This is a genomic window from Bacillus sp. K7, from assembly GCF_053903245.1.
On sequence record NZ_CP096406.1, the window covers coordinates 2,105,386 to 2,127,889 of the forward strand.

Consider the following 22,504-nt stretch of genomic DNA (forward strand, 5'->3'; position numbering starts at 1 on the left):
CTTTTTTATGCGTTTTCTGTTTTCTTGCGCTGCGGTCTTACTTTTGCCCAGTATTGATAATAATCCGTTTTAATAAATCCGTTAAACAGCTTTCGTTTTTTCGTCGCTTTTCTGCCGTATGCTTCCTCAAAGTTCTCATTTGATGTCAGCATGTACACAGACCAGGAATCTAGCGGTTCGAATGCCTGTCCCATTTCTTTGTACATCTGCTCAACGGCTTTTTTCTCGCCGAGACGCTCTCCGTATGGCGGATTGCCGACAATGACCCCAAACTCCAGATTTGTCGTGAAGTCTTTGACCTGCATCTGCTTAAACTCGATTAAATCTCCCAAGCCTGCTTCCTCTGCATTCTCTTTTGCGATTTGCACCATGCGGTGGTCTATGTCGTTTCCGAAAATGGTGAGCGGCTGGTCATAATTCGCCTTTTCTTCGACTTCAAGCCGTGCTTTGTCCCATAGCTCTTTGCCGATCCATTCCCAATCCTCCGAGGCAAAATCGCGGTTAAAACCCGGGGCGATGTTTTGGCCGATTAACGCGGCTTCGATCGCAATCGTCCCAGAACCGCAAAAAGGATCAACAAACGGTCGGTCCGGAGTCCAATTGGTTAATTGAACTAAAGCGGCAGCAAGAGTTTCTTTAATCGGCGCGCCGCCCTGATCAACACGGTATCCTCGTTTGTGGAGACCTGTCCCCGACGAATCCAGCGTAAGAACCGCCTGATCTTTCAATAAAGAAATTTCTACCTTATACTCGGCACCTGTTTCTTCAATCCAGTCATTGGCTTTAGCGGACTGCTGCTTGAGCTTTTCAACAATTGCTTTTTTAACAATCCGCTGGCAGTCGGGAACGCTTGCAAGTGTTGATTTTACCGATTTCCCGATGACCGGGAATTTCCCGTTTTCAGGGATAAATGAACGCCAGTTAATCGCTTTCGTTTTTTCAAACAGTTCATCAAATGTTTTCGCTTTAAAAGAAGCAACCTGAACCTTTATGCGGTCGGCTGTTCTAAGCCAAAGGTTCGCGCGGCAAATAGCGAGTGCATCACCTTCAAAAATAACTTTTCCGTTATCAACCTTGCATTCGTATCCTAAGTCACGTACTTCCTTTGCGACAACAGCTTCAATGCCCATCGGCGCTGTTGCAATTAGTGTATACTTCTTCATCGTATCACCCTGTCTTTTAAAACTTTTCTCTTTTCAAGATAAAAGCTCTCCTTATACGGGAGAGCTTGTTTTGATCATTTTAAATGTAAGTGGTCTAACGTTCTGTAAGCCATGTTTTGTTCCGTCGTACTGCAAACGGCTTATCACCTCGTACTCGGGCGGCAATCATCTATCTACAGAAAGCATTCTGTCCTTCTCTCCGTTGAATTCCGTCAAGAAGGTTCCCCTACCAAAATTTGGGTTTCTCGCTCGAGGGGTTTACCGCGTTCCACTCTCACCATTTCTAGTGAGACTTCGTCACTGTGGCACTTTCAAGGATACTCAGCCATATCCAAAGGACGTAGGCTTTTTTCCTGCCGTCAGCCTATCAAGGCTGCCCTAGCTTATGACTTCGCTAGGCACGAACACTACGGGCATCTCAGCACCGTGCGAGCATGGACTTTCCTCTACAGATTCAAGATCTGCAGCGATTACCCGAACGTTAAGAACATGAATTATTATATAACAACTGATTGAGATTTACAAGCACCATTTTTTTCAAGCGCAATCAATCATAAAGCTTGCTTCCAAAAACGTGCTTTTCTAAGTTTGACAGCCGTTTTAAAATATCAAAGTTCGTTGTGTTAGATTGTACCGGCTGTTTTTTGCTGGCTTCTTCAAGCTGTTTTTTCAGCTGCAGATTTTCCTGCTGCAGTTCTTCAATTTCTTGATGGAAGGTTTCATAATCCTTAATAATCATATCTAAAAATTTGTCAACGTCTTCTTGCTTATAGCCTCTAACGCCTGTTTTAAATTCTTTTTCCAGAATTTCTTTTGCAGAAAGCTTTACTTTATCAGCAAGCATCTTTTTCACCTCGTATCGTGAATCATCACATATATTTTTTCAGAAATCTGTACGGTTGTCAAATTTCTCTTATTGCTATGAGTAACTGTCTTCTTCCACTGTTACTCTCAAGTCATCCATTGTAATAAAGTAAATGGGATAGCCATCCTGTTCGCGCCGCTTTTCCGCTGTCTCCAGCATGTACTTTGGAGACCCTTCCATTTCCGGATCATATAAAAGCATAAGCGCATCTGATTTATCAATGAAGAACTGATTTTTTTGTTTAAACTGAAGCGGGCTTTCATACGGCCTGTGAGTCAGGCTTTCTTCATAGTCAGCCTGTGCCAGAACAGCTTCATAAAGGTCTTTATTAGGTTCTTTCCAGTTCTTTTCCTGATCGTAAAAAGGGGTAATCACAGCTACCTTTAAATCAGGGTATTCCTCCTGCAGATCATAGGCAGCCTCAGCTGCCCAGAGTTCGGTTCCAAGCTGGCCCGAAATTAAAATCCATTCTAGTCCTTCATCTAAAAAAGCAATCAGACGATTCTTTATCGCTTTTTTTATGTAATAAAGCGCCTTGTCATCCTGCTTAAAAATCCCAAGTTCAAATGGCTTGTATCCTGTTACAGCCAATACTTTCATTCTTTCACCTGCTTTATAAAAAATGGGGCTCCCATTGGGCCCCATTTTGATGTGCTGTTGTTCTGCCATCAAGCTGCACGTTTCCATACTAGTCGAAGAAAGGTCTTCCCGCTTGAAAATGTTGATGCGTTGCTGTATCAACATTTGAGAAAGTGTGTGGAAAGTAGTGAACGTGCTGAAAATGCTGGTGATTTACGTTTGTTGTGTGCTGTGGGTGAATATGCGGCACGATCGTATTTGAAAACGTATGGTTTTCACAGCAATGAGTAGGATGGACAATTGGCGCCATCATATGCGGTCTGCAGTGATGCATGATTAAATCCCCTTTCCATAAACTTTATTACAATACTAAGTTATGAAAAATAGGGGGTACATGTTCTGATGCAATGACCTATTTTAAAAGTGTGCAATTAAGCTGTCTTTAAAGTTTGAAAATACGAAAGCAATCAAAAAAACAACGACAAAGAACAAATAAAAAACACCCTTATACATGCCAACTCTCCCTTTAAAATAACTAACGTCATTTTACAGGATTCGCCGGTATTCTACAACAGAATCGATGTGATTTGAGCAAAAAAATTTCATGGCGAAAGAAGTCGTCTTTTGCGCTTTCCCGGGGAATATTTAAGAGGAATATTTCCTCTTCAGCCGGGCGATTCTTACGTGCAGCTTTTCAATTTCTTTTTCTGAAAAGAAAGCCTCATCAGTAAGTAATTGTTCTGCAATATGCAATGCTTTTCCGAACTCTTTTTTCTGATGCTCAAAAAATTTCGCGAGTTCTATCACAGCAGCGTATCTGCACTTCTGATTTTGGGAGCGGGACAGGTTTTCCCAAAGCGCCACTGCCTCTTCCAACCGGTTTTGTTTTTTGTATAGGAGCGATAAATCCAGCCGGGCTCTATCCTGATCTTCAAACGATTTTTCTTTAAGCTTTTCCAGCTGCATAACCGCTTGATCCGTTTCTTTGTGGGCCATAAACCATTTCGCCATGGCATAAGCTTCGCTGTGTTCTTTTGGCGCATGTGATTTCGATAGAATTTTTTTAGACATATGAATGTACAATGAAATAAGCGATAGCACATCCAGTTCATTATGATGCAGGACGCCTTTTAGAAGTTCCGGCTCTTGCGCCTTGATAAAATGAAAGTAAAGCATTGGCGCCAAGTAGCCCGGTGTATCTTCTTGTCTGCGGATGCCAAGCTCCTCATTTTCAACCGTGCCAAGCGATACGCGGTCCATTTTGTGTTTCCACAAGCGTCTCGCTCCGTGCAGCAGGTCAAAGTGGCCGAATTCCGGGAGCTTTGGAAGTCTGTCGCGGATCAATGTGTGCCTTGTTTTCACCTGCGGCCAATCAAAAGCTTTCCCGTTGTAGGTCACAAGCGATGTAATGTCAACCTCGCTTAAAAAGCTTTGATACAAGGCGACTTCATTCCCCGGTTTAGGCAAAAGATGCTGTTTGACTATCACTCGGTCTTCATATACCCTCGCATGCCCAAGCAAAAAAATGGTGTTTCCGGCTCCGCCTCCAAGGCCGGTCGTTTCCGTATCAAAGAAAAAGAGGCTGTTTTTGTTATACCCTTTTGCTGACAGCGTATGCGACAGGCTGCTTTGATTCCACAATTGCATCACTTCATCAAGTTCAGAAAAACGGTATAATCCATGCCGATGAGAAAGTGGATATTCTACTTCCCTAATAAGACAGTACTCACCTTCGAAAAAAAAAGGCTTCATGCCAAAAGTCTCCCACTCTTCTAAAAATGGAATTTCAGCATGGTTCTCAACGAGTTTGTTTTTTTGTTCCTCTTTTTCTTTTTTATGTTCCCCTTCATCGAACACCATATGCTTGTTCATTCGCTGAAGTTTCCCTTTTAATGACATACCTGGCCTCCTTCCTTATGCCATTTGATTCAGCAGCTGCAAAATACTCTTCTTTGCTTTTATCCCTTCTATTTCGGTTCCTATACATGACGGACAGCCATCATGACAAGGACATTGTGTGATGAGCTGTTTCGCCGCTTCATTTATGTCTGAAAAACGTTTGTAGACTTCCTCCGCTAAACCGATACCGCCCGGGTAATGATCGTATAAAAATATAGTCGGCAACCCCGTATGGACAGCTTTCATTTGAGAAACAACATGCACATCGTTTCGGTCACACATAATATACACGGGGACAATATGCTGGAGCACATTCGAGATGCCCAGAAGCAGCTGTTCCAGCGTCTTTTCCCCGATATCTTCGTCTGCTTTTTTGATTTCGAGCCAAGCTGCACTTGTATGCAGTTCTTCTTCCGGCAAATGAATAGGACCTGATCCAATATTTTCAAAGGTCGTCATTTTAATTTTTTTAAAGATGGTCGGCAAGGCGTTAACAGTGACATCTCCATAGTGCAATGACGCACCGCTATTTTCGTTTGTTTTATCAACTTCTAATACCTTTAGCTGAACTGCCAAATTCGCATCTGTATAATACTCGACATCGACTTTTCTGACATAAGCCTTTTTATGGTCCCAATCCAGCTTTTCTACTTGGTACTGAACCCCTTCATGCAAATAAATCGCTTCATCATGCAAAAGCGTCATCGCGCTAAAACGATCCATTTCACCGATAATCCTTACATTTGCAATATCCGATTGGTCAACAATGACGACATTTTCTTGTGATGCGGAACGCAAACTGATATTGGATGCAGGAAACGATTCACTTGCCCAATGATACCGTTCGCCATTGCGGTGAAGAACGGCCTCTTCCTGCAGGTATTCAAGAATGTCACTTACATCCATTGGTCCAAACTCCTCATCAGCTTTAAAAGGAAGCTCATAAGCCGCACATTTTAAATGGTCTACTAAAATAATCAAATTCTCCGGATTGATTCTTGCAGATTCCGGCGAACGGTTAAAGAAGTATTCAGGATGCCGCACAATATATTGATCGATCGGCGTTGAATTGGCGACCATAATAATCAAAGATTCACCGTGCCTTCTGCCGGCTCGTCCCGCCTGCTGCCATGCACTTGCCACACTTCCAGGGTAACCCGTCATCACACACACCTGCAGCTGGCCGATATCAACACCAAGCTCTAAGGCATTCGTACTGATAACTCCTAAAATCTCGCCTTCTCTCAGGCCTCTTTCGATTTCTCTCCGTTCTTTTGGAAGATAGCCTCCTCGATAGCCTCTGATTGACTTTGTCCCAATCTCTTTTTTCACAAGCTCTTGAATATGGCTTAAAATAATTTCTACCCGGACTCTGCTTCTGGCAAAGACAATGGTCTGCACTTTGTTTTTCAAGAACTCTTTCGCTAATTCATTCACTTCTGCTGTTGCGCTCTTTCTAATATTCAGCGGTTTGTTCACAAGTGGGGGATTATAAAACACAAAATGCTTCCGCCCGCTCGGGGCACCGTTGTCATCGACCAGCCGCATCGGTTTGCCCGTCAGCTGCTCTCCCAATTCCTTTGGGTTGGCAATTGTTGCGGACGTGCAAATAAAAACCGGATCACTCCCATAAAACCGGCAGATCCGCTTCAGCCGCCGGATCACATTGGCCACATGGCTCCCGAACACACCGCGATACGTATGAAGCTCATCGATAACGATATACTTAAGGTTTTCAAACAAACTGACCCATTTCGTATGATGCGGAAGAATGGCAGAATGGAGCATATCGGGATTTGTAATGACAATATGGCCAGCTTTTCTCACTTTTTGTCTGATCGCCGGAGACGTATCCCCGTCATATGTAAAGCTTTTAATATCAATGCCCATTACATCAATGATTTCATTCAGCTCGCTCTTTTGGTCCTGTGCCAGCGCTTTTGTCGGGAATAAATAAAGCGCCCGGTTTGTTTCGTCTTGGGCGATGGACTGCAGGACTGGGAGGTTATAGCATAACGTTTTTCCTGATGCGGTTGGCGTTACGGTAACGATGCTTTCCCCTTCTTGCACATATTGGAAAGCGGAATATTGGTGGGTATATAGTTTCTCAATGCCCCTTTTCGAAAGGGCTGTTTTTATTCTCTCGTCTATACTTTCAGGCATTGGCCTTGTTTTTGCTTCACGAGGCTCTATTTCATGCCAATTCACAACGTTTTCATTTCCTTTTAACTCGGAAATGAGCTCAGGCAGTGATTTCTTTTTCATTCTTTACACCTCTTTGTCAAGTACAGTTTACCGAATATTTGTTTGCATGGCTAGGTGCAAATTTTATACAATCAAATAAAAAAAGCAAGGCATGCGCCCTGCTTATTTCGCTTTTATTGTAAGGAGCTTTGTTTCACCTTTGTGCGCAGCCTTTTCTCCAGCCGGCACAATTGAACCTACAGCTTCACCATTCATGATCACGATTGGAATGACTGTACTGCTCGCTTTTTCTTTTATTAATTCCAAATCACACGTGATCAGCGGGTCACCAACCTTCACTTTGTCCCCTTCTTTTATGTGGGCAGTAAATCCTTCTCCGTTCATATTGACCGTTTCCAGCCCGACGTGAATTAACAGTTCAATTCCCGAGCGAGTCCGAATGCCCACGGCGTGTTTAGTATGGAAAATCTGAATCACTTCACCTTCAACAGGTGAAACGATGTCACCGTTTGCTGGTTCCACCGCTATTCCTTCCCCCATCATTTTCTGTGAAAAAACCGGGTCTGGCACATCTGTTAGGTCCATAACCGTACCGTCTGCCGGAGAATAAATAACCTCTTCCGCCGCTTTATCCTGAGTTTTTCCCATACCGAATAATTTTTTCAGCAATGTATTTTCTCCCTTCTCATTCACTTCAACCGTTATCCCTTCATTCACCACTATTTAACCACACTTTCAATTTTGCTTCAATTTATAACAACATCTGGCATAGGCGCATAATCTGGTTAAAAAAAGGCGGTGGCAGATTTGGAATTCCCTGATGACAAAAAGAACGAATTGCAAAAGAAAGAAGAAATCACAATGGAGGCAATGGACCACCTTTTTCAATCCTCAACGTTCGGCAACCTTTTAAAAGGATTTCAGAACCTGATCAACTCGAGTTTACAAGATGTACAGACGACTATACATGTCAGAGAAAGAGATACCGGGCTGTATGTCGACATCATGATTCCGGAGTCGTTTCGAGATGGAGAGATCGTCGTTGATATTAAAACGAGGTATCTGCATGTAACACTCCAAGAGAAACAGAAACAGCAAAATGAGGCCACATTTACAAGCATGACAAGAACGGTGCAGCTGCCTTATGAAGTACACCAAGATGATATGGAAACATCTTGGAACGAGCAGACAATGACGCTTTTCTTTCCAAAAAACAAGCATGAATGAGCGATTCATTCATGCTTCTATCCTTTAAAAAAGCTGGTAAATCCCTTTATTAAAGATCCGACTTGATTCATTGCGCTCATCACTTGGCCTGTCGTATCCATCATTTTATTAAAATCAAATTGCCCGTTGGCTTTTTTGAATTGCGACATGATACTTTGAAATTGTGAGGGCTGCTGCTGATTAGGTCTTGGGATTGGATAAGGGTTGGAAAATACAGAAGGCTGCATAGGCAACGAATAGTGTGGAGAATACGTTTGATAAAAATCCTGCTGCCCATAATGCTGCTGCGGCCAGTATTGTCCAGGTACTGCCTGTTGATAATATCCTTGCATTTGCTGAGGATCATAATAACTCATTTGCCGAGGATAGCTTTGAGAATTCCTGTTCATTACGATTCCCCCTAAACTCAACATATTTCTCTTCAATATAGTATGAATGAAGTCTATTGGTTGTGTCACAATGCCTCATTCGCTTTTGTCAAATTGTGTCGAAAGTTTAAATTTTTTAAAAACAGAAAAAAGTCGAATCATTATGGTACTATATCTTCAATACAGATGAGAGGGGATGCACCATAATGAACGTATCATACTTAAGCAAACGTTTTGCAGAAATGAAGAAATATGAAACAGACTGTATGAATAAACTGATGGACTTTGCCAAGTTCCTCTATATTCAAGGACATCTCAGCACAATTGAGTTTCGTAACAGTATGAAGGTTCTCGAAGCACATGGAGCAGAAAGCCCGGCGTATGAGTTGAATTAGCGTCCGGCCCCCTATAACAAACTTAAAGAAGACAGCCTTTACCGGCTGTCTTCTCTTGCTATTTCATCCTTTACTGCATGCAATGTATAAAGGACAGACTCAGTGATGTCCTTGAATCGTTTTTTATGAATATGGTGAACATAGGATTGAAGGACCATTTCCAGGAAATTATCCTTTACGGTCTCAATTTGTTCTTTATGCACATATTTCGGACGGCGGGCTTTTATCCATTCAAGTGCCCCTTTGGCCCAGTGAGCCGCCAGATCATCATTCTCTTCAACGGCAGGCTTTATCGTCTCAAAAAAATCATATGAAAGATCACTGTCTTTTCCTTTCTGGTATCGATCAGCGCCATTTTCAGCAGCTTCAATCATTTGCTCGGTCATTTCCAGCAATGTTTGTGATTGCAACATTCTTCACCTCAATGGATATCGTACCAAATTTCACACGCAAATTCAGCCGATACGGTATACCTTTTCAAATGCATACCTGTGTTCAGGTGATTGATGCAGCTCGTCTATACAAATATGAAGGTCCATGATTTCTTCTTCCAGCACACTCAGGCGACCGTTTTCCGTTTCCCGCATCTCAGCCTCACATGCGTTTAAGGAATGATTCAGGCTTTGCTCAGCTCGGGTCAATTCATCTTCTATATCAGAAAGCATACGGAGAATATCTGTCTTGCTTACGTAACCGGACATTCGTGTACCTCCCTTTCCTCATCTCTCCCGGTTAAGATTCTTTGCTCTTCAAGCTCTTTCCTTCCTCATGACAAAACTAGAAGCAAATCGCCAAACAAACAGGTATTCCACGAAAAGCTGAAGTTTTCGACAAAAACACCCGCAAAAATTGTATGATCCGCCCCCTTAATGCAAACGATATTTGTGAGGAGGTGCCGTATGAAAACCAGACCGAAAAAAGCCGGCCAGCAAAAAAAGAATGAATCAAAAGCAATCGATTCTTTAGATAAAAAATTAGGCGGCCCAAACCGCCCTTCTACGTAAGAAGCAAGGAAATTCCTTGCTTCTTTATTTTTTCAGCCAATGCTCCACCGCAAAAAGCGCATGAAGCTGACGTTTTTTATGCAGATACCAGTCTGTCAATTCAATCTGCTTCGGCAATTCCTCACGCCTAAAGAATGCTTTCTTCATCTTTCCATGAAACCAATCCGTTTTCTTTCCGTCTAATGAGTGGATGAACTCAGGGTAGCATGTCCTTAACATAGGAGATGTTCTCTTTGTGATCCCAATCATTTTTTCCATATCAAAACGGGAGCCTGTGTGCGGCACTGTGTGCAAATAGTGATAAAAAGAAGAGAACAATTCCGGACTGAACAGCAATTCAGACAGCTGCTTTCCCAGCCGTATCCTTTCCATTGTTTTAGAAAAGCGTTTTACTGAAATGCCGTAAAGAAACCCGTCTGAAGAAGGAAAAATAACGGTGTTAAAATGAAACCAGTCACTTAAATAAAAAGGAATCGTGTCAAAAACGTTCTTTTTAAACGAAGGATTTTGTATAATAGGTGTTTGGATAGTGTTTTGTTCATTTATAATGAGGGCATACATCAGCCGCTCCGTGTTTCTCTCATGCCAAAAACGGGCCCATTCTTCTGCCATAAATCGCGAGACGCCAAACACATGGAGATGATGGAACAGCGGTTTCCCGATGTTTTTTGACCAGTGGTACAAAAGAAGCTGCGGATAGGCATCCGAAAAAATAAGCCAGTTCGCTCTTTCATAGGCTAAAAAGAACCACTTTTGCTGTCTCTCACGGAGTCCGAGCTGAAACAGGCTGCCTTTTAAGTCAGTCATTGACCAGCCGGCATTGCGAGAAACAAAAGATGCCAAGAGCGACCATTTGATTTCCGGATGACGGTCATAAAATGCTTTATATGCGTTCGTTCTTGAAATGTTATCTGCGTTTTTTGCTTTTGTCTGCCGCTCAATCCCGCTCAGAAGCTTTCTGATGGCCTGTTGTTCTTGCATGTACATTCACTTCCGTCACGAATAGTTTAATAAGGAGGATGAGAAAATGATTCGGTATCCTAACGGAAAAACGTTTCAGCCGAAACATTCGGTTTCATCCCAAAACAGTCAGAAAAGGGCCCCGTCCTACAGTAATCGCGGAATGACCCTCGAAGATGACTTAAACGAAACGAATAAGTATTATCTGACAAACCAAATTGCCGTCATACACAAAAAGCCGACACCTGTTCAAATTGTAAATGTCCATTATCCAAAAAGAAGTGCCGCAGTGATAAAAGAAGCTTACTTCAAACAATCATCAACGACAGATTATAACGGGATTTACAAAGGGCGGTATATTGATTTTGAGGCGAAAGAAACAAAAAACAAGACCTCTTTCCCCTTGCAGAATTTTCATGATCATCAAATCGAACATATGAAGCAGGTAATGGCTCAAGACGGTATTTGTTTTGTTATTATATCCGCTTTCGACCAGGTTTATTTTTTGGAAGCCGATAAACTGTTTGATTTCTGGGAAAGAAAAGAAAAAAACGGCAGAAAATCAATTCGAAAAGATGAATTAGAGGAAGCGGCGTATCCGATTTCTCTTGGATACGCACCTAGAATTGATTATATTAGTATTATAGAACAGCTTTATTTTTCGCCGTCATCTAGTGCGAAAGGTTGATTAACGAAAGGTTGAGATGTTATGTCAGATCAATTTACCAGCCGTGAAGCTCGACGAAAAGCGAACAGCAAATCGAGTCCTTCACCGAAAAAAGGCAAGAAACGAAAAAAAGGCGGATTGTTTAAAAAGACCCTTTTTACTTTACTCATTCTATTTGTTTTAGGCGTAGTCGGCGGTGCCGTCACATTTGCCGTCATGGTTTCAGATGCGCCAAAGCTTGACGAAAATAAATTAAAGACGCCTTATTCTTCGACAATATATGATAGAAATGGAGAAGAAATCGCTGAGTACGGCTCCGAAAAACGGACCTACGTCTCGATAGATGAAATTCCCGATACTGTAAAAGAAGCCTTTATTGCGACAGAGGATGCCCGTTTTTATGAACACCACGGAATTGACCCTGTCCGTATCGGCGGCGCCTTAGTCGCCAACTTTACAGACGGCTTCGGTGCTGAAGGCGGAAGTACGATCACCCAGCAGGTCGTCAAGAACTCCCTTCTTTCTCATCAGAAGACGCTGAAACGGAAGGTGCAGGAAGTATGGCTTTCGATTCAGCTGGAGCGCAATTACTCTAAAGATGAAATTTTAGAAATGTATTTAAACCGGATTTATTTTTCTCCTAGAGCATATGGAATCGGAAAAGCGGCGGAAGAATTTTTCGGCGTCACAGATTTAAGCAAATTGACTGTAGAACAAGCTGCAACACTTGCGGGCATGCCGCAAAGCCCGACAGCATACAATCCCGTTAAAAACCCGGATAAAGCGGAAAAAAGACGGAACATCGTACTCAGTCTGATGAAAAAACAAAAATTTATTTCTGATTCTGAATATAATAAAGCCAAAAATGTGGCAATGAAAGACGAAGGCGTTGTATCACAACAGGAATATGAAAAAAACAATTCAAACAAATATAGCGCGTTTGTTGAAGAAGTCATGAAAGAAATTGAAGACAAATCTGATGTCAATCCAGGAACTGACGGATTAAAAATTTATACAACATTAGATACGAAAGCACAAGACAAACTAAATGAATTAATGGACGGAGACACCGTCGGATTTACTGAAGGCATGCAGGGCGGCGTTACCCTTCTCGATACAAAAAATGGAGAAGTCCGCGCGATTGGTGCTGGAAGAAATGCTACGGTTGGAGGCTACAATTTTGCGACTCAAGCTCAGCGACAGCCTGGTTCTACCATTAAGCCTATTCTCGACTACGGTCCAGTGATTGAAAATAAAAAATGGTCCACTTATGAGCAAATTGATGACTCGGCTTACACGTATTCAGATGGAACACCTATCCGTGACTTTGACCGTTCTCATAAAGGTCTCATGTCTATGCGTCAAGCACTTGCGCAATCTCGGAACATCCCTGCTTTAAAAGCATACCAAGCAGTGGGCAGAGATGCGGCTGTAGACTTTGCTAACGGATTGGGACTAGGATTAGATAAGGATAAAGTATATGAATCGTATTCTATCGGTGGATTCGGAAAAGGCAATGTTGGTGTCTCTTCACTGACGATGGCAGGCGCATACAGCGCGTTTGGAAATAACGGAACGTATAACGACCCGCATTTTGTGAAGTCCATTGAATTCAACGATGGCACAAAGCTTGATTTAACACCGAAATCAAAGTCAGCAATGAGCGATTATACTGCGTTTATGATTACAGATATGCTGAAAACAGCTGTTAAAACAGGTACTGGACAGCTCGCTCAAGTCCCTGGAGTAGAAGTAGCCGGAAAAACTGGGACTACAAACTTTGATGAAACGACTATACAAAAATACAATATTGCGTCAGGTGGTGTACCTGATTCTTGGTTTGTGGGATATACACCTCAATATACCGCTGCTGTATGGACAGGTGTAGACTCTAACAACAAATTAGGGAAAAAATCTTTAAATAAAACAGAACAGCAGGTTGCAAAACGTCTATTCGCCCAGCTCATTGCCGATGTCGATGACGGAAGCGGATCGTTTGAGAAGCCTGACAGCGTGGTCGAAGCCACTGTAGAAAAAGGTTCTAACCCGGCGAAATTGGCAGGGCCAAATACGCCGAGCGACAAAAAGCTTACGGAGTACTTTGTCAAAGGCACTGCCCCTTCTACTGTTTCTAAAACTTATGAAAAAGAAGAAACAGATAAACCGACTGGCTTAAGCGTGAAATATGACAAAGACAATCAATCTCTGACTTTAAGCTGGAAATATGACGGTGATGCCACCTTTGAAGTGAAGCAGTCTGTCGATGGCGGCAGCTATTCAGAGATTCAGAACAGTTCTGCAAAAGAAGCCGTCATATCCGGTGTACAGCCTGGATCTGTGTATAAATTTCAAGTAACAGCCATCAGTGACGATGTCCGCAGCGATACAGCTGCCACTTCTTATGAAGTGCCAAAGGATGAAGATGAAGAAGATAAAGACGACGAAGAGAAAACCGATGATGAAAAGCAAGATGAAGATAAATCTCAGGATGATACACAGACTGATGATTCGCAAACAGACGACAGTCAGACAAATCAAGATCAGACAGATGATTCAACGAACAATCAAGACAAAAAACAAGACAACACGAACACCAATCCGTCCGACAACAGCAATCAAGACCAAACCAATGATAACAGCAACAGCAACAACAATCAGGGTACGTCGGATGGTGATTCAAACTCAGATACAAATGATTCATCAGGATCTGATACAAATAAAAACAAAACGAACACGTCTGACAAAAAACAAACAAATTCATCATCAACTGATAAAGCAAATTAAACAAAAAGCCGTCACCTTGGGTGATGGCTTTTTTCATCATAAAAAAACCTCCCCTTGAAGGGAGGTTTTAGCGATTCATCGCAGCATATTTATAAAAATGCTTTTTCATTTCAGCAAACAGCTCATCAAGCTGAATAAAGCAATGGTATTGGGTCGGCTTTAGAAGAATAAATTCTACTCGTTCAGGCCAATTGATCGGCTTTACGGGAAATGATTTCTCTGTCAGTTCTGGCCAATCGAGCGATTTTACCCGCTCACCCGCTGTCCAGTGGAACGAAGCCAGCAAACACACAATGCCCTTCAACATGTCGTTTTGGTCACATCTCGATTTTCTTGTTTGAAAGACTGGGAGAAGTGATTCCTTAATGTCTTCCCACACTTCAAATAAAATTGGAACGTATTTGCCGCTGTCTTCCCATGGAAAAACGTCTTGAGATTCCATGCAGAGGTCAAAGTACACAGGGTTGATTCGCAAGACTTCTGTGATATCCAAGGCGTTCATCTGGCCAAGACTGCTCAAGTGCTGCTCATAGGAAGCCAACACTTCTTTGGCTTGCGTCATCGTTTCACCAGTCCTTTTTTATCTCTTTTCTGCCCTTCTCTGCACAGAGACAGCAGCGGACATTCCGCACAGCGCGGAGACTGGGCCTTACAGTGATATCTGCCAAAGAAAATAAGCCGGTGATGCGTAACAGACCAGTCTTCTTTTGGAATCTTGTGCATCAGCGTCTTTTCCACTTCCAGCACCGAGTCCTTCCATCGGCAGATTCCCAGACGTTTGCTGACTCTCTCCACATGGGTATCTACGGCAATGGCCGGCACGCCAAAGGCAACAGATACTACGACATTAGCGGTCTTTCTTCCGACACCAGGCAGTTTGACAAGCTCATCGCGGTCTTCCGGTACTTCCCCGCCGTAATCTTCAATAATCATTTTACTCAATTTTTGAATATTCTTGGCCTTATTGCGATACAAACCGATCGATTTAATATCTTGCTGAAGTTCTTCCAGCGAAACAGCCAGATAGTCTTCAGGCCGTTTATATTTTTGAAATAATGTTTTGGTCACCCTGTTTACAAGTGCATCTGTGCATTGCGCTGATAAAGCGACTGCCACCACTAATTCAAAAGGATTGGAATGAACCAGTTCACACTCTGCGTGGGGAAACATGTCGCCTATCTTGTCTAGACAGAATTCAATTTGTTTTAGATTTAACACGATTGTCACCTTTTCACTTTATTGTTCAAGCCAATTGTAAAAAGGAACCTGCCTTTTATACTCTTTTTGGGGTTCAGTCTGCTTTGTTTGTACCCGCCGGAATTTCTGGCTGTGGATTTTTGCCTGCTCCACAGTTTTCAGCCCGTTTTTCTTCCACTCAAACAAAATCCGGTCAATGTAGCGGAAACTGAGTTTCCCTGACAGTACCGCCTCTTTTAAGGCGTGTTTGATCAGCTGTGCGTCATGCTGATCTTGATCCTGCCAAATGGCCAATGTTTCACACTCCAAAGGTGATAACGGCCTTGCGAACTCCTCCTCAAAAATCGTATAAAGGCTTTTTTGTTCCCCTTCTGCTTTTCTTTCCTGCGTTTGATTCTGTGCGAGCTGTATATACTCGTACAGCTTGGCCCATAAAGGCTGAAGAGAATATTTCTCAAATTTGATGCCGTTTTGGTCCTCGCATTCTTCAATAAACAGAAAACCTTTTTGAATAAACATCCGCAATCTGTTTGTGCATTCTTCAACAGAGATTGACATCCCTTCCTGCAGCTGATTCGGTGTAGGAAAATAAGAACCTTTTTCTAAATGCATTTTAATTTTCAATAGCAGTATAAGTTCTGTTTCATTGAGCCCAAGCTGTTTATAATTCGTAAGCAGAAGATTGGGGATTGTTGAGGTTCCCTGTTCCTGCATATCAATAAATTGCTGTTTTTTCATCTTCACACCTCTTACTGTAAAGGATCATGATGTCCCCTTTACTGTAAAAAGCCTCCCTTGCAGGAGACTCTTTTTCTTGTTTCATTTGAATGTATTATGGATATAGACGGTTTAACAGTCTTGGGAACGGAATGGTTTCACGAACGTGAGGCGCTCCGCTAATCCAAGCTACTGTCCGCTCTAATCCAAGGCCGAAGCCTGAATGAGGAACTGAGCCATATTTTCTAAGTTCAGCATACCATTTATATGCGTCAGAATCCAGTCCATGTTCTTTAAGACGCGCTTCCAGAAGCTCCATATCATGAATCCGCTCAGATCCGCCGATAATTTCTCCATAGCCTTCCGGCGCAATCAGGTCAGCGCACAGCACGACATCGTCACGGTCAGGAGCCGGCTGCATATAGAATGGCTTTAATGACGTCGGGTAGCGAGTAATGAACACCGGTTTGTCATAGTGTTCAGCAATCGCTGTTTCATGAGGCGCCCCGAAGTCGTCTCCCCACTCGATATCGTCAAAGCCTTTTTCTTTAAGAAAATCAATTGCTTCATCATACGTGATTCTTGGGAACGGAGCTTTCATTTGCTCAAGTTTTGATGTGTCTCTTCCTAATGTGTTTAATTCAATTTTGCAATTCTTAAGAACCGATTGCACGATGAAAGAAACGTAATTTTCCTGTACTTGAAGGTTCTCTTCAAACTCCACAAACGCCATTTCCGGTTCAATCATCCAGAATTCGATCAAGTGGCGCTTTGTTTTAGACTTTTCCGCTCTGAATGTCGGCCCGAAGGAGAATACTTTTCCTAAAGCCATTGCCGCAGCTTCCATGTAGAGCTGACCGCTCTGGGACAGGTACGCATCTTCATCAAAATACTTTGTCGCAAAAAGCTCTGTTGTTCCTTCAGGTGCGCTTCCAGTCAGAATCGGCGGGTCCACTTTTACGAAGCCTTCGTTATTAAAGAATTCGTAAGTCGCGCGAATGATTTCATTACGGATTTTCATGATCGCGTGCTGGCGTTTTGAACGGAGCCATAAATGTCTGTGGTCCATCAAGAATTCTGTGCCGTGTTCTTTTGGCGTAATTGGATAATCAGTCGCTTCGTGAATGACTTCAATACCGGTTACAGCTAGTTCATAACCAAGCGGAGATCGCTCGTCCTCTTTTACAATCCCTTTTATATAGAGTGACGTTTCCTGTGTCACTGATTTAGCTGTTTGGAAAATGCTTTCTTCCACTTCCGCTTTGACTACGACACCTTGAATAAACCCGGTACCGTCCCGCAGCTGCAAAAACGCAATTTTCCCGCTTGAACGCTTATTAGCGACCCAAGCTCCGATCGTTACTTCCTCACCTACGTGCTTATACACTTGGTTGATTGTTGTTTTCAACATATTTCCCTCCAAAACAAGAAAGACATTCGGAAGCCCATTGCCCCGCGAACTCTTTTATCATCACTTTATTATACCCGCTCTTAACTAGCCGGGTCAATGCAGATAAAAAGCGGCTTTTCAGTCAGCCGCTTTTTGATCTGTTAGCTATGTTTTTCTACAAATCGTTTGATTCTTTCAACCGCTTTTTCAAGAAGCTCTAGCGATGTGGCATAAGAAAGACGGACATTATCAGGAGAGCCAAAACCGGATCCTGGAACAATCGCAACTTTCTCCTCCTCAAGAAGCGCTTTTACAAATTCATCTACATCTTTGAAACCGCAAGATTGAGCCGCTTCTTTTGCATTCGGGAAAAGGTAAAAAGCACCTTCCGGCTTCACACAGCTGAATCCGGGGATTTCCGCGAGCTTCGGATAGATTGTATTTAATCTATGTTCAAATGCTACTCTCATTTCTTCCAGCGGCTCAGCAGGCCCATTATAAGCAGCAATCGCTCCGTACTGTGCGATTGATGTCGGATTTGACGTGCTGTGGCTTGCGAGGTTCGTCATCGCTTTAATAATGTCTTCAGCCCCAGCCGCATACCCGATTCTCCAGCCCGTCATGCTGTGTGACTTCGACACGCCGTTAATAATAACCGTTTGCTCTTTCAGGCTGTCAGACAGCTCGGCAATGGAAACGTGTTTCTTTCCGCTGTATGTAAGTTTTTCATAAATTTCGTCAGACACAATCAGGATGTCATGTTCAAGGCATACTTCACCGAGCGCCGCCAGTTCGTCTTCCGTATACATAACACCTGTCGGGTTGCTTGGAGAATTAATGACGATCGCTTTTGTTTGATCCGTGATCGCATATTTCAGCTGTTCAGGAGAAATTTTGAAATGATTATCCTCAAGCCCCTCTACATAAACAGGCTTTCCGCCAGCGAGTTTTACCTGTTCTGGATAACTCACCCAGTAAGGCGTTGGTATAATGACTTCATCTCCTTCATCCAAAATCACTTGGAAAAGGGTGTACAGCGCATGTTTAGCACCAGTGCAGACAATGATTTGCGACGGTTTGTATTCAATATTCTGGTCACGTTTAAATTTCTCAGCAATGCTGTTTTTGAGTTCAGCCAGACCACCTGAAGGCGTATATTTCGTATGGCCTTCATTCATAGAACGCAAAGCAGCATCAATAATGTGCTGCGGTGTATTGAAGTCAGGTTCGCCTGCCCCTAAGCCGATGACATCATGGCCTGCCGCTTTCAGTTCTTTCGCTTTTGCTGTGATAGCCAGTGTGGTAGACGGTGTTAATGCGGATACTCTTTTTGCCAGTTTCAACTTGAACTCCCCCTAATTCGTCTTTAAGGCGTCATATTCTTGAGAATCTTACCAGTTGTAAAGTCCACATAACTTAAACTGTATTGTCCTTCCTTGTCTAAGTACGTTACTTCCCAAAGCAGAACATTTCCCTCTCTTGCCAAATGAACCTCTTTTTGCTTTGAAACCAGCCCTTCATCCTGTATGATTTTCGCCGCTTTGTCTTCCGAAATTCCCTCTTTTGCTTCTTTTGAGAGAATTTTTGCTTTTTTATCAGCAGGAACCCAGACATAAAATTTGCTTCCTTTTTTGTCTGTTCCTTTTACAATATAATATTTTTCTTTTCCGACAAATGTTTCGACTTGATCAACATTGACGAGATCGGTTTCTTTTTTAGCTTCAGCAGCTGCTGCTTCGTGCCCCTCTTCCTTTTGTGCCATGGCTGATCTATAGATGCTTGCCGAGACAAGAAGTACTGCTAAAAAAATAATACCAAAAATGGCGGTAAATATTAATGCTTTTTTTCTCATCTTCTCACCTACGTACGATAAATGGTAAAAACGGCTTGGTTGTTGTTTTCCTCATCCAGTGCAAGGCCGAACATCAGATTATCTCTTTTCAGTGTCCGATTCAGTGTGTCTACAATTTTATACAGATCGTCAGAATGCTCTACATTAATTGTTGATAGAATCTCGATTTTGCTTTCCATTTTTTCATCCTCCAGTTTGAACAAATATTGTTAGTCATACTCCATTTCAGGACACGCCATACTAGTATCACAGAGCGGCAATACCGCTTTTAAATAAAACACCATCCTACTCCCACACCGCCAAAGCCGCTTTATGCGGCTTTTATCCATTTTCCCCTGAAACATATGCCTCAAGCTCGCTGTCAGTCACTTCATGTACGGATGTTGTCGGCAAAGCCTCAAGGAACAGCCGGCCATAACCAGCCGTCTTAATTCGTCTGTCCAAGATGACAATCGTTCCTTTGTCTCCCGCTGTCCGCAGCAAGCGACCGATTCCTTGTTTGAAGGTCAGCACAGCTTCCGGAAGTGATACGGTTTGAAACGGGTTTTGCCCTTGCTTTCGGGCAAGCTCGCATTTCGCAGCATGAAGCGGATGATCAGGGGAGCGGAATGGAAGCCTCACGATCATTACCGTTGTCAGCTCATCACCAGGAAAATCAACGCCTTCCCAAAAGTGATTTGTACCAAGCAAGATCGCCTGGTTTGATGTTTTAAAAGTTTTCATCAGTTTGCCGGGACTTCCGCCTGTAATCCCTTGCGCCAAGAGCTGAATGCCGGAAGCACTCATTGCGTGCTTCAGCTCCTGATTAACTTTTTTCAGCATATCATGGGATGTAAACAGCACAAGGATTTTAGGCTGTTTTTCCTTTGCCATCAGTTCGATATAACGGGCCGTATCCTGTATAAATTCAGTTTGCCCCGTATCTTGGATTGATTTCATTTCTTTTGGAATCATCACCCGCATGCGGTCATCGTAAGAAAAAGGCGGCTCAATTCTCATGGTCCGCGGGAAAAAGTCACCCAGACCGAGACGTTCAATCATAAATTGAAAAGAATCTTCGACAGTAAGGGTTGCAGATGTCAGAACCACACTGTTTTTGCGAGCGAAAAACTGATCAGCAAGGAGTTCACCAGGTTCAAGCGGCTGTGCGTAAATGGCCACTGCATTTTTTGCTCCCTTTGCGTCTATTTCAATCCAAACGGCTTCATCGTCACCTGAGTCAAAGAACAGCTGCTGCAACGTTTGACAATAAAGCTGCAAGCCTTTCATGACCTTTTGATATTCATCGGCTAAAAAGGCGGTTTTGCTCTTCATACTCGTCAGATGTTGTTGCATCAGGACCGACTGTGCCTCAAAAAGCTGGTGCAAATGTGTCAGCATAGAACAAAGCCTTTCGGCTCCATCCGTTAACATCAGCCAGCTGTTATCTTGGCTTTCTTTGTTCACCTTATAGACTAGACGGTTTAAGTCTTCTTTAGGTTTTCTTCGTTTGACAAAAGAATGCAAAGAGCTGAAGAAAGCATCACTTTCTGCTTGGATGTGCTGAATCCACTCTTCCACTTCGAAAAAAGAATCAACTGGCAGATTGTTTCGCTGGAATAGCTGTCTCAACTTTTTTAGAAGCCCCTGTTCCTTCAGGGTGCCGATTCGGTTCAATTTAGAATGTAATTCTATGTACGTGGCTCTTCTCCCTAAATGTTCGCTCGCCGCACGCTCAAAATGATGCGCTTCATCGATAATAAATGTGCCGCTTTCAGGGAGTCTTTTTTTCTGGCTGCCTTCATTGGTCAGCAGAAGGGAATGGTTGGTAATCACCAAATCGGACCGCATGGCAATCTGCTTGGCGCGCTCATAAAAGCCGGTTACACTCTCATGACGGCTTCTTTTATAGGAGTCATCGTCATAAGCCAATCTGTCCCACAGCAATTTCCCGCCAGAAGGCAGATTCAGTTCAGCTACATCTCCTGTGTTTGTCTCTGTCAGCCAAACGAGGAGCTGTGCCTTTGTCAGTACGGCATCATAATTATCATCTTCTTCGTGAAGCACCTGCTCGAATTTATACAGGCATACATAATGCGATTGCCCTTTTAGGATCGCCGCTGTTACCGGAAATGGAAACAGCTCTTGGACTATCGGCAAATCCTTTGTCAAAATCTGCTGCTGTAAAAGCGTTGAATACGTGCTGATAATGACCGGCTTTTTTGATTTTTTGGCAAAAAGCGCAGCCGGAATAAGGTAGCCAATTGTTTTTCCGATCCCCGGAGGAGCTTCAATCAGCGCATGCTCACGATTGGCAAACGCTTCAGCCACCTCTTTCATCATCATCATTTGGCCTTCTCTTTTTTCATACCCGGGCATTAACTCTGACAGCGCTTTTTCATTGCCTGCTTCCCAATTTTCCATCTCAAATGAAAAATTCCCGTCCTCATCCGCACGTTCATCGATTGATTCGGGTTCTCTGACAGAAAAGGAAGAAAAGCGCGCATAGCCCGGTATTTCAGTATGTTTGTTTTCATAAATGAACATATCCAACAAATGCGTCAGATCACTGATAAAATGCTGCGAAAGCCTTCTTAACTGTTTTAACGTCGGATAAGGAAGCTGCCGCAGCTTTTCGAGGATTTTCAAAAAAATAAGCCCTGTCACTTCAGCGTCGCTGTCAGCCCGATGCGGCTGATCATGCCGCAGTTGAAGCTCCTCGCTTAATTCGGTTAGCTTATACCCTTCAAACCCAGGAAAAACAATACGGGAGAGCTCGACAGTATCCAGCACTTCACAATCTGGCAGCTGAAAGCCCGCTTTATGTAACTCATACTTGACAAACCCAAGATCGAAATGGATATTGTGGGCAACAAAATAAGAGCCGTCAAGCAAATGAAACACTTCCTCAGCGACAGCCTCAAACGGCTGTTCATGCTCTACCATTTGATTCGAGATTCCTGTAAGCTGCTCAATAAAAGCAGGAATGGATTTATTTGGATTAATGTATTTTGAAAACCGCTCAGTAATTTGTCCATTTTCGATTACAACCGCTGCGATTTGTATGATTTTATCGCCTTTTTTTGGCGAATTCCCTGTTGTTTCTACATCTATAACAACGAACCGTTGCTTATTCATTAAAATGGACACCTCAATTCTTGCATACGACAAAAGTGTAACACGTTTTGTACGGAAATGGAGCGGCAAAACCGTTTTACCCTCGAAATCTTAAAAGAAAACCCCCGATAAAGGG

The 22,504-nt window shown here is 42.9% G+C and carries 24 protein-coding genes, 1 other RNA gene and 1 pseudogene; 5 read left to right on the plus strand and 21 right to left on the minus strand.

Features of this window, described 5'->3' with window-relative positions:
* Nucleotides 1-5: 5 nt before the first annotated feature.
* From M1D98_RS10640 to M1D98_RS10680, 9 genes and pseudogenes are all read right to left on the minus strand, one after another.
* Nucleotides 6-1,163 (minus strand): THUMP domain-containing class I SAM-dependent RNA methyltransferase, encoded by a 1,158-nt coding sequence (locus M1D98_RS10640; RefSeq protein WP_010327932.1) that lies wholly within the window; start codon nucleotides 1,161-1,163, stop codon nucleotides 6-8.
* Between the two features lie 100 nt (nucleotides 1,164-1,263).
* An RNA gene (gene rnpB / locus M1D98_RS10645) (RNase P RNA component class B) lies at nucleotides 1,264-1,645 on the minus strand.
* A gap of 65 nt (nucleotides 1,646-1,710) precedes the next feature.
* Nucleotides 1,711-2,007 (minus strand): cell division regulator GpsB, encoded by a 297-nt coding sequence (gene gpsB / locus M1D98_RS10650; protein WP_003225629.1) that lies wholly within the window; start codon nucleotides 2,005-2,007, stop codon nucleotides 1,711-1,713.
* A 75-nt stretch (nucleotides 2,008-2,082) separates the two neighbouring features.
* On the minus strand, nucleotides 2,083-2,628 hold the full coding sequence (locus M1D98_RS10655; protein ID WP_010327931.1) for a DUF1273 domain-containing protein: 546 nt from the start codon (nucleotides 2,626-2,628) through the stop codon (nucleotides 2,083-2,085).
* Nucleotides 2,629-2,716: 88 nt separating this feature from the next.
* Nucleotides 2,717-2,941, minus strand: coding sequence for a spore coat protein CotD (cotD, locus tag M1D98_RS10660; RefSeq protein ID WP_010327930.1), 225 nt, complete (start codon nucleotides 2,939-2,941; stop codon nucleotides 2,717-2,719).
* An 83-nt stretch (nucleotides 2,942-3,024) separates the two neighbouring features.
* Nucleotides 3,025-3,138: pseudogene (locus tag M1D98_RS10665) on the minus strand (hypothetical protein); the annotation flags it as partial.
* A 114-nt stretch (nucleotides 3,139-3,252) separates the two neighbouring features.
* Nucleotides 3,253-4,506: a ribonuclease H-like domain-containing protein gene (locus M1D98_RS10670; protein ID WP_268559266.1), complete on the minus strand. Its 1,254-nt coding sequence runs from the start codon at nucleotides 4,504-4,506 to the stop codon at nucleotides 3,253-3,255.
* Nucleotides 4,507-4,521: 15 nt separating this feature from the next.
* The gene (mrfA, locus tag M1D98_RS10675) at nucleotides 4,522-6,771 is read right to left on the minus strand and encodes an ATP-dependent helicase MrfA (RefSeq protein WP_268559265.1); all 2,250 of its coding nucleotides are present in this window, start codon (nucleotides 6,769-6,771) and stop codon (nucleotides 4,522-4,524) included.
* Nucleotides 6,772-6,873: 102 nt separating this feature from the next.
* Nucleotides 6,874-7,380, minus strand: coding sequence for a PTS sugar transporter subunit IIA (locus tag M1D98_RS10680; protein WP_010330556.1), 507 nt, complete (start codon nucleotides 7,378-7,380; stop codon nucleotides 6,874-6,876).
* Between the two features lie 138 nt (nucleotides 7,381-7,518).
* On the opposite strand from M1D98_RS10680, the gene M1D98_RS10685 reads away from it, so the two are divergent.
* Nucleotides 7,519-7,938 carry an Hsp20/alpha crystallin family protein gene (locus tag M1D98_RS10685; RefSeq protein ID WP_268523079.1) on the plus strand — a complete coding sequence of 140 codons (420 nt, stop codon included), beginning with the start codon at nucleotides 7,519-7,521 and terminating at the stop codon, nucleotides 7,936-7,938.
* Between the two features lie 17 nt (nucleotides 7,939-7,955).
* Here M1D98_RS10685 and M1D98_RS10690 read toward each other — a convergent pair whose 3' ends face one another.
* On the minus strand, nucleotides 7,956-8,327 hold the full coding sequence (locus M1D98_RS10690) for a YppG family protein (RefSeq protein ID WP_010330554.1): 372 nt from the start codon (nucleotides 8,325-8,327) through the stop codon (nucleotides 7,956-7,958).
* 185 nt (nucleotides 8,328-8,512) lie between these two features.
* On the opposite strand from M1D98_RS10690, the gene M1D98_RS10695 reads away from it, so the two are divergent.
* Entirely contained in the window at nucleotides 8,513-8,701 is a 189-nt protein-coding gene (locus tag M1D98_RS10695) for a YppF family protein (RefSeq protein ID WP_010330553.1), read from the plus strand.
* A 38-nt stretch (nucleotides 8,702-8,739) separates the two neighbouring features.
* Here the strand turns inward: M1D98_RS10695 and M1D98_RS10700 are convergent, their stop codons facing one another.
* Both M1D98_RS10700 and M1D98_RS10705 read right to left on the minus strand, forming a co-directional pair.
* Nucleotides 8,740-9,111, minus strand: a complete 372-nt coding sequence (locus M1D98_RS10700; protein ID WP_121642781.1) for a YppE family protein — start codon at nucleotides 9,109-9,111, stop codon at nucleotides 8,740-8,742.
* 45 nt (nucleotides 9,112-9,156) lie between these two features.
* A complete protein-coding gene (locus tag M1D98_RS10705; RefSeq protein WP_010330551.1) occupies nucleotides 9,157-9,402 on the minus strand; it encodes a DUF5446 family protein in 246 nt (81 codons plus the stop codon).
* Between the two features lie 198 nt (nucleotides 9,403-9,600).
* Between M1D98_RS10705 and sspM the strand changes: the two genes are divergently transcribed.
* A complete protein-coding gene (sspM, locus tag M1D98_RS10710; RefSeq protein ID WP_010330550.1) occupies nucleotides 9,601-9,705 on the plus strand; it encodes an acid-soluble spore protein SspM in 105 nt (34 codons plus the stop codon).
* Nucleotides 9,706-9,729: 24 nt separating this feature from the next.
* Here the strand turns inward: sspM and M1D98_RS10715 are convergent, their stop codons facing one another.
* The gene (locus M1D98_RS10715; RefSeq protein ID WP_082246376.1) at nucleotides 9,730-10,692 is read right to left on the minus strand and encodes a DUF2515 domain-containing protein; all 963 of its coding nucleotides are present in this window, start codon (nucleotides 10,690-10,692) and stop codon (nucleotides 9,730-9,732) included.
* Nucleotides 10,693-10,732: 40 nt separating this feature from the next.
* On the opposite strand from M1D98_RS10715, the gene recU reads away from it, so the two are divergent.
* Together recU and M1D98_RS10725 are read left to right on the plus strand one after the other, a co-directional pair.
* Nucleotides 10,733-11,353 (plus strand): Holliday junction resolvase RecU, encoded by a 621-nt coding sequence (recU, locus tag M1D98_RS10720; protein WP_010330548.1) that lies wholly within the window; start codon nucleotides 10,733-10,735, stop codon nucleotides 11,351-11,353.
* A gap of 21 nt (nucleotides 11,354-11,374) precedes the next feature.
* Nucleotides 11,375-14,116: a transglycosylase domain-containing protein gene (locus tag M1D98_RS10725; protein ID WP_268559502.1), complete on the plus strand. Its 2,742-nt coding sequence runs from the start codon at nucleotides 11,375-11,377 to the stop codon at nucleotides 14,114-14,116.
* A gap of 67 nt (nucleotides 14,117-14,183) precedes the next feature.
* Here M1D98_RS10725 and M1D98_RS10730 read toward each other — a convergent pair whose 3' ends face one another.
* The 8 genes from M1D98_RS10730 to dinG form a co-directional block, all read right to left on the minus strand.
* On the minus strand, nucleotides 14,184-14,678 hold the full coding sequence (locus M1D98_RS10730; protein ID WP_456279588.1) for a YpoC family protein: 495 nt from the start codon (nucleotides 14,676-14,678) through the stop codon (nucleotides 14,184-14,186).
* Nucleotides 14,675-15,334, minus strand: coding sequence for an endonuclease III (gene nth, locus M1D98_RS10735; RefSeq protein ID WP_456279589.1), 660 nt, complete (start codon nucleotides 15,332-15,334; stop codon nucleotides 14,675-14,677). The genes M1D98_RS10730 and nth overlap by 4 nt, the downstream gene beginning before the upstream one ends.
* 18 nt (nucleotides 15,335-15,352) lie before the next feature.
* The gene (dnaD, locus tag M1D98_RS10740) at nucleotides 15,353-16,051 is read right to left on the minus strand and encodes a DNA replication protein DnaD (RefSeq protein ID WP_039074291.1); all 699 of its coding nucleotides are present in this window, start codon (nucleotides 16,049-16,051) and stop codon (nucleotides 15,353-15,355) included.
* A 94-nt stretch (nucleotides 16,052-16,145) separates the two neighbouring features.
* Nucleotides 16,146-17,438, minus strand: a complete 1,293-nt coding sequence (gene asnS / locus M1D98_RS10745; RefSeq protein WP_039074543.1) for an asparagine--tRNA ligase — start codon at nucleotides 17,436-17,438, stop codon at nucleotides 16,146-16,148.
* 143 nt (nucleotides 17,439-17,581) lie between these two features.
* The gene (gene aspB / locus M1D98_RS10750; protein ID WP_268559501.1) at nucleotides 17,582-18,763 is read right to left on the minus strand and encodes an aspartate transaminase AspB; all 1,182 of its coding nucleotides are present in this window, start codon (nucleotides 18,761-18,763) and stop codon (nucleotides 17,582-17,584) included.
* A gap of 23 nt (nucleotides 18,764-18,786) precedes the next feature.
* Nucleotides 18,787-19,272, minus strand: a complete 486-nt coding sequence (gene tseB, locus M1D98_RS10755) for a cell wall elongation/penicillin-binding protein regulator TseB (RefSeq protein WP_121642784.1) — start codon at nucleotides 19,270-19,272, stop codon at nucleotides 18,787-18,789.
* Nucleotides 19,273-19,280: 8 nt separating this feature from the next.
* Entirely contained in the window at nucleotides 19,281-19,451 is a 171-nt protein-coding gene (locus tag M1D98_RS10760) for a YpmA family protein (RefSeq protein WP_010330540.1), read from the minus strand.
* Between the two features lie 142 nt (nucleotides 19,452-19,593).
* Nucleotides 19,594-22,389 carry an ATP-dependent DNA helicase DinG gene (gene dinG / locus M1D98_RS10765; protein ID WP_456279590.1) on the minus strand — a complete coding sequence of 932 codons (2,796 nt, stop codon included), beginning with the start codon at nucleotides 22,387-22,389 and terminating at the stop codon, nucleotides 19,594-19,596.
* Between the last annotated feature and the right edge of the window lie 115 nt (nucleotides 22,390-22,504).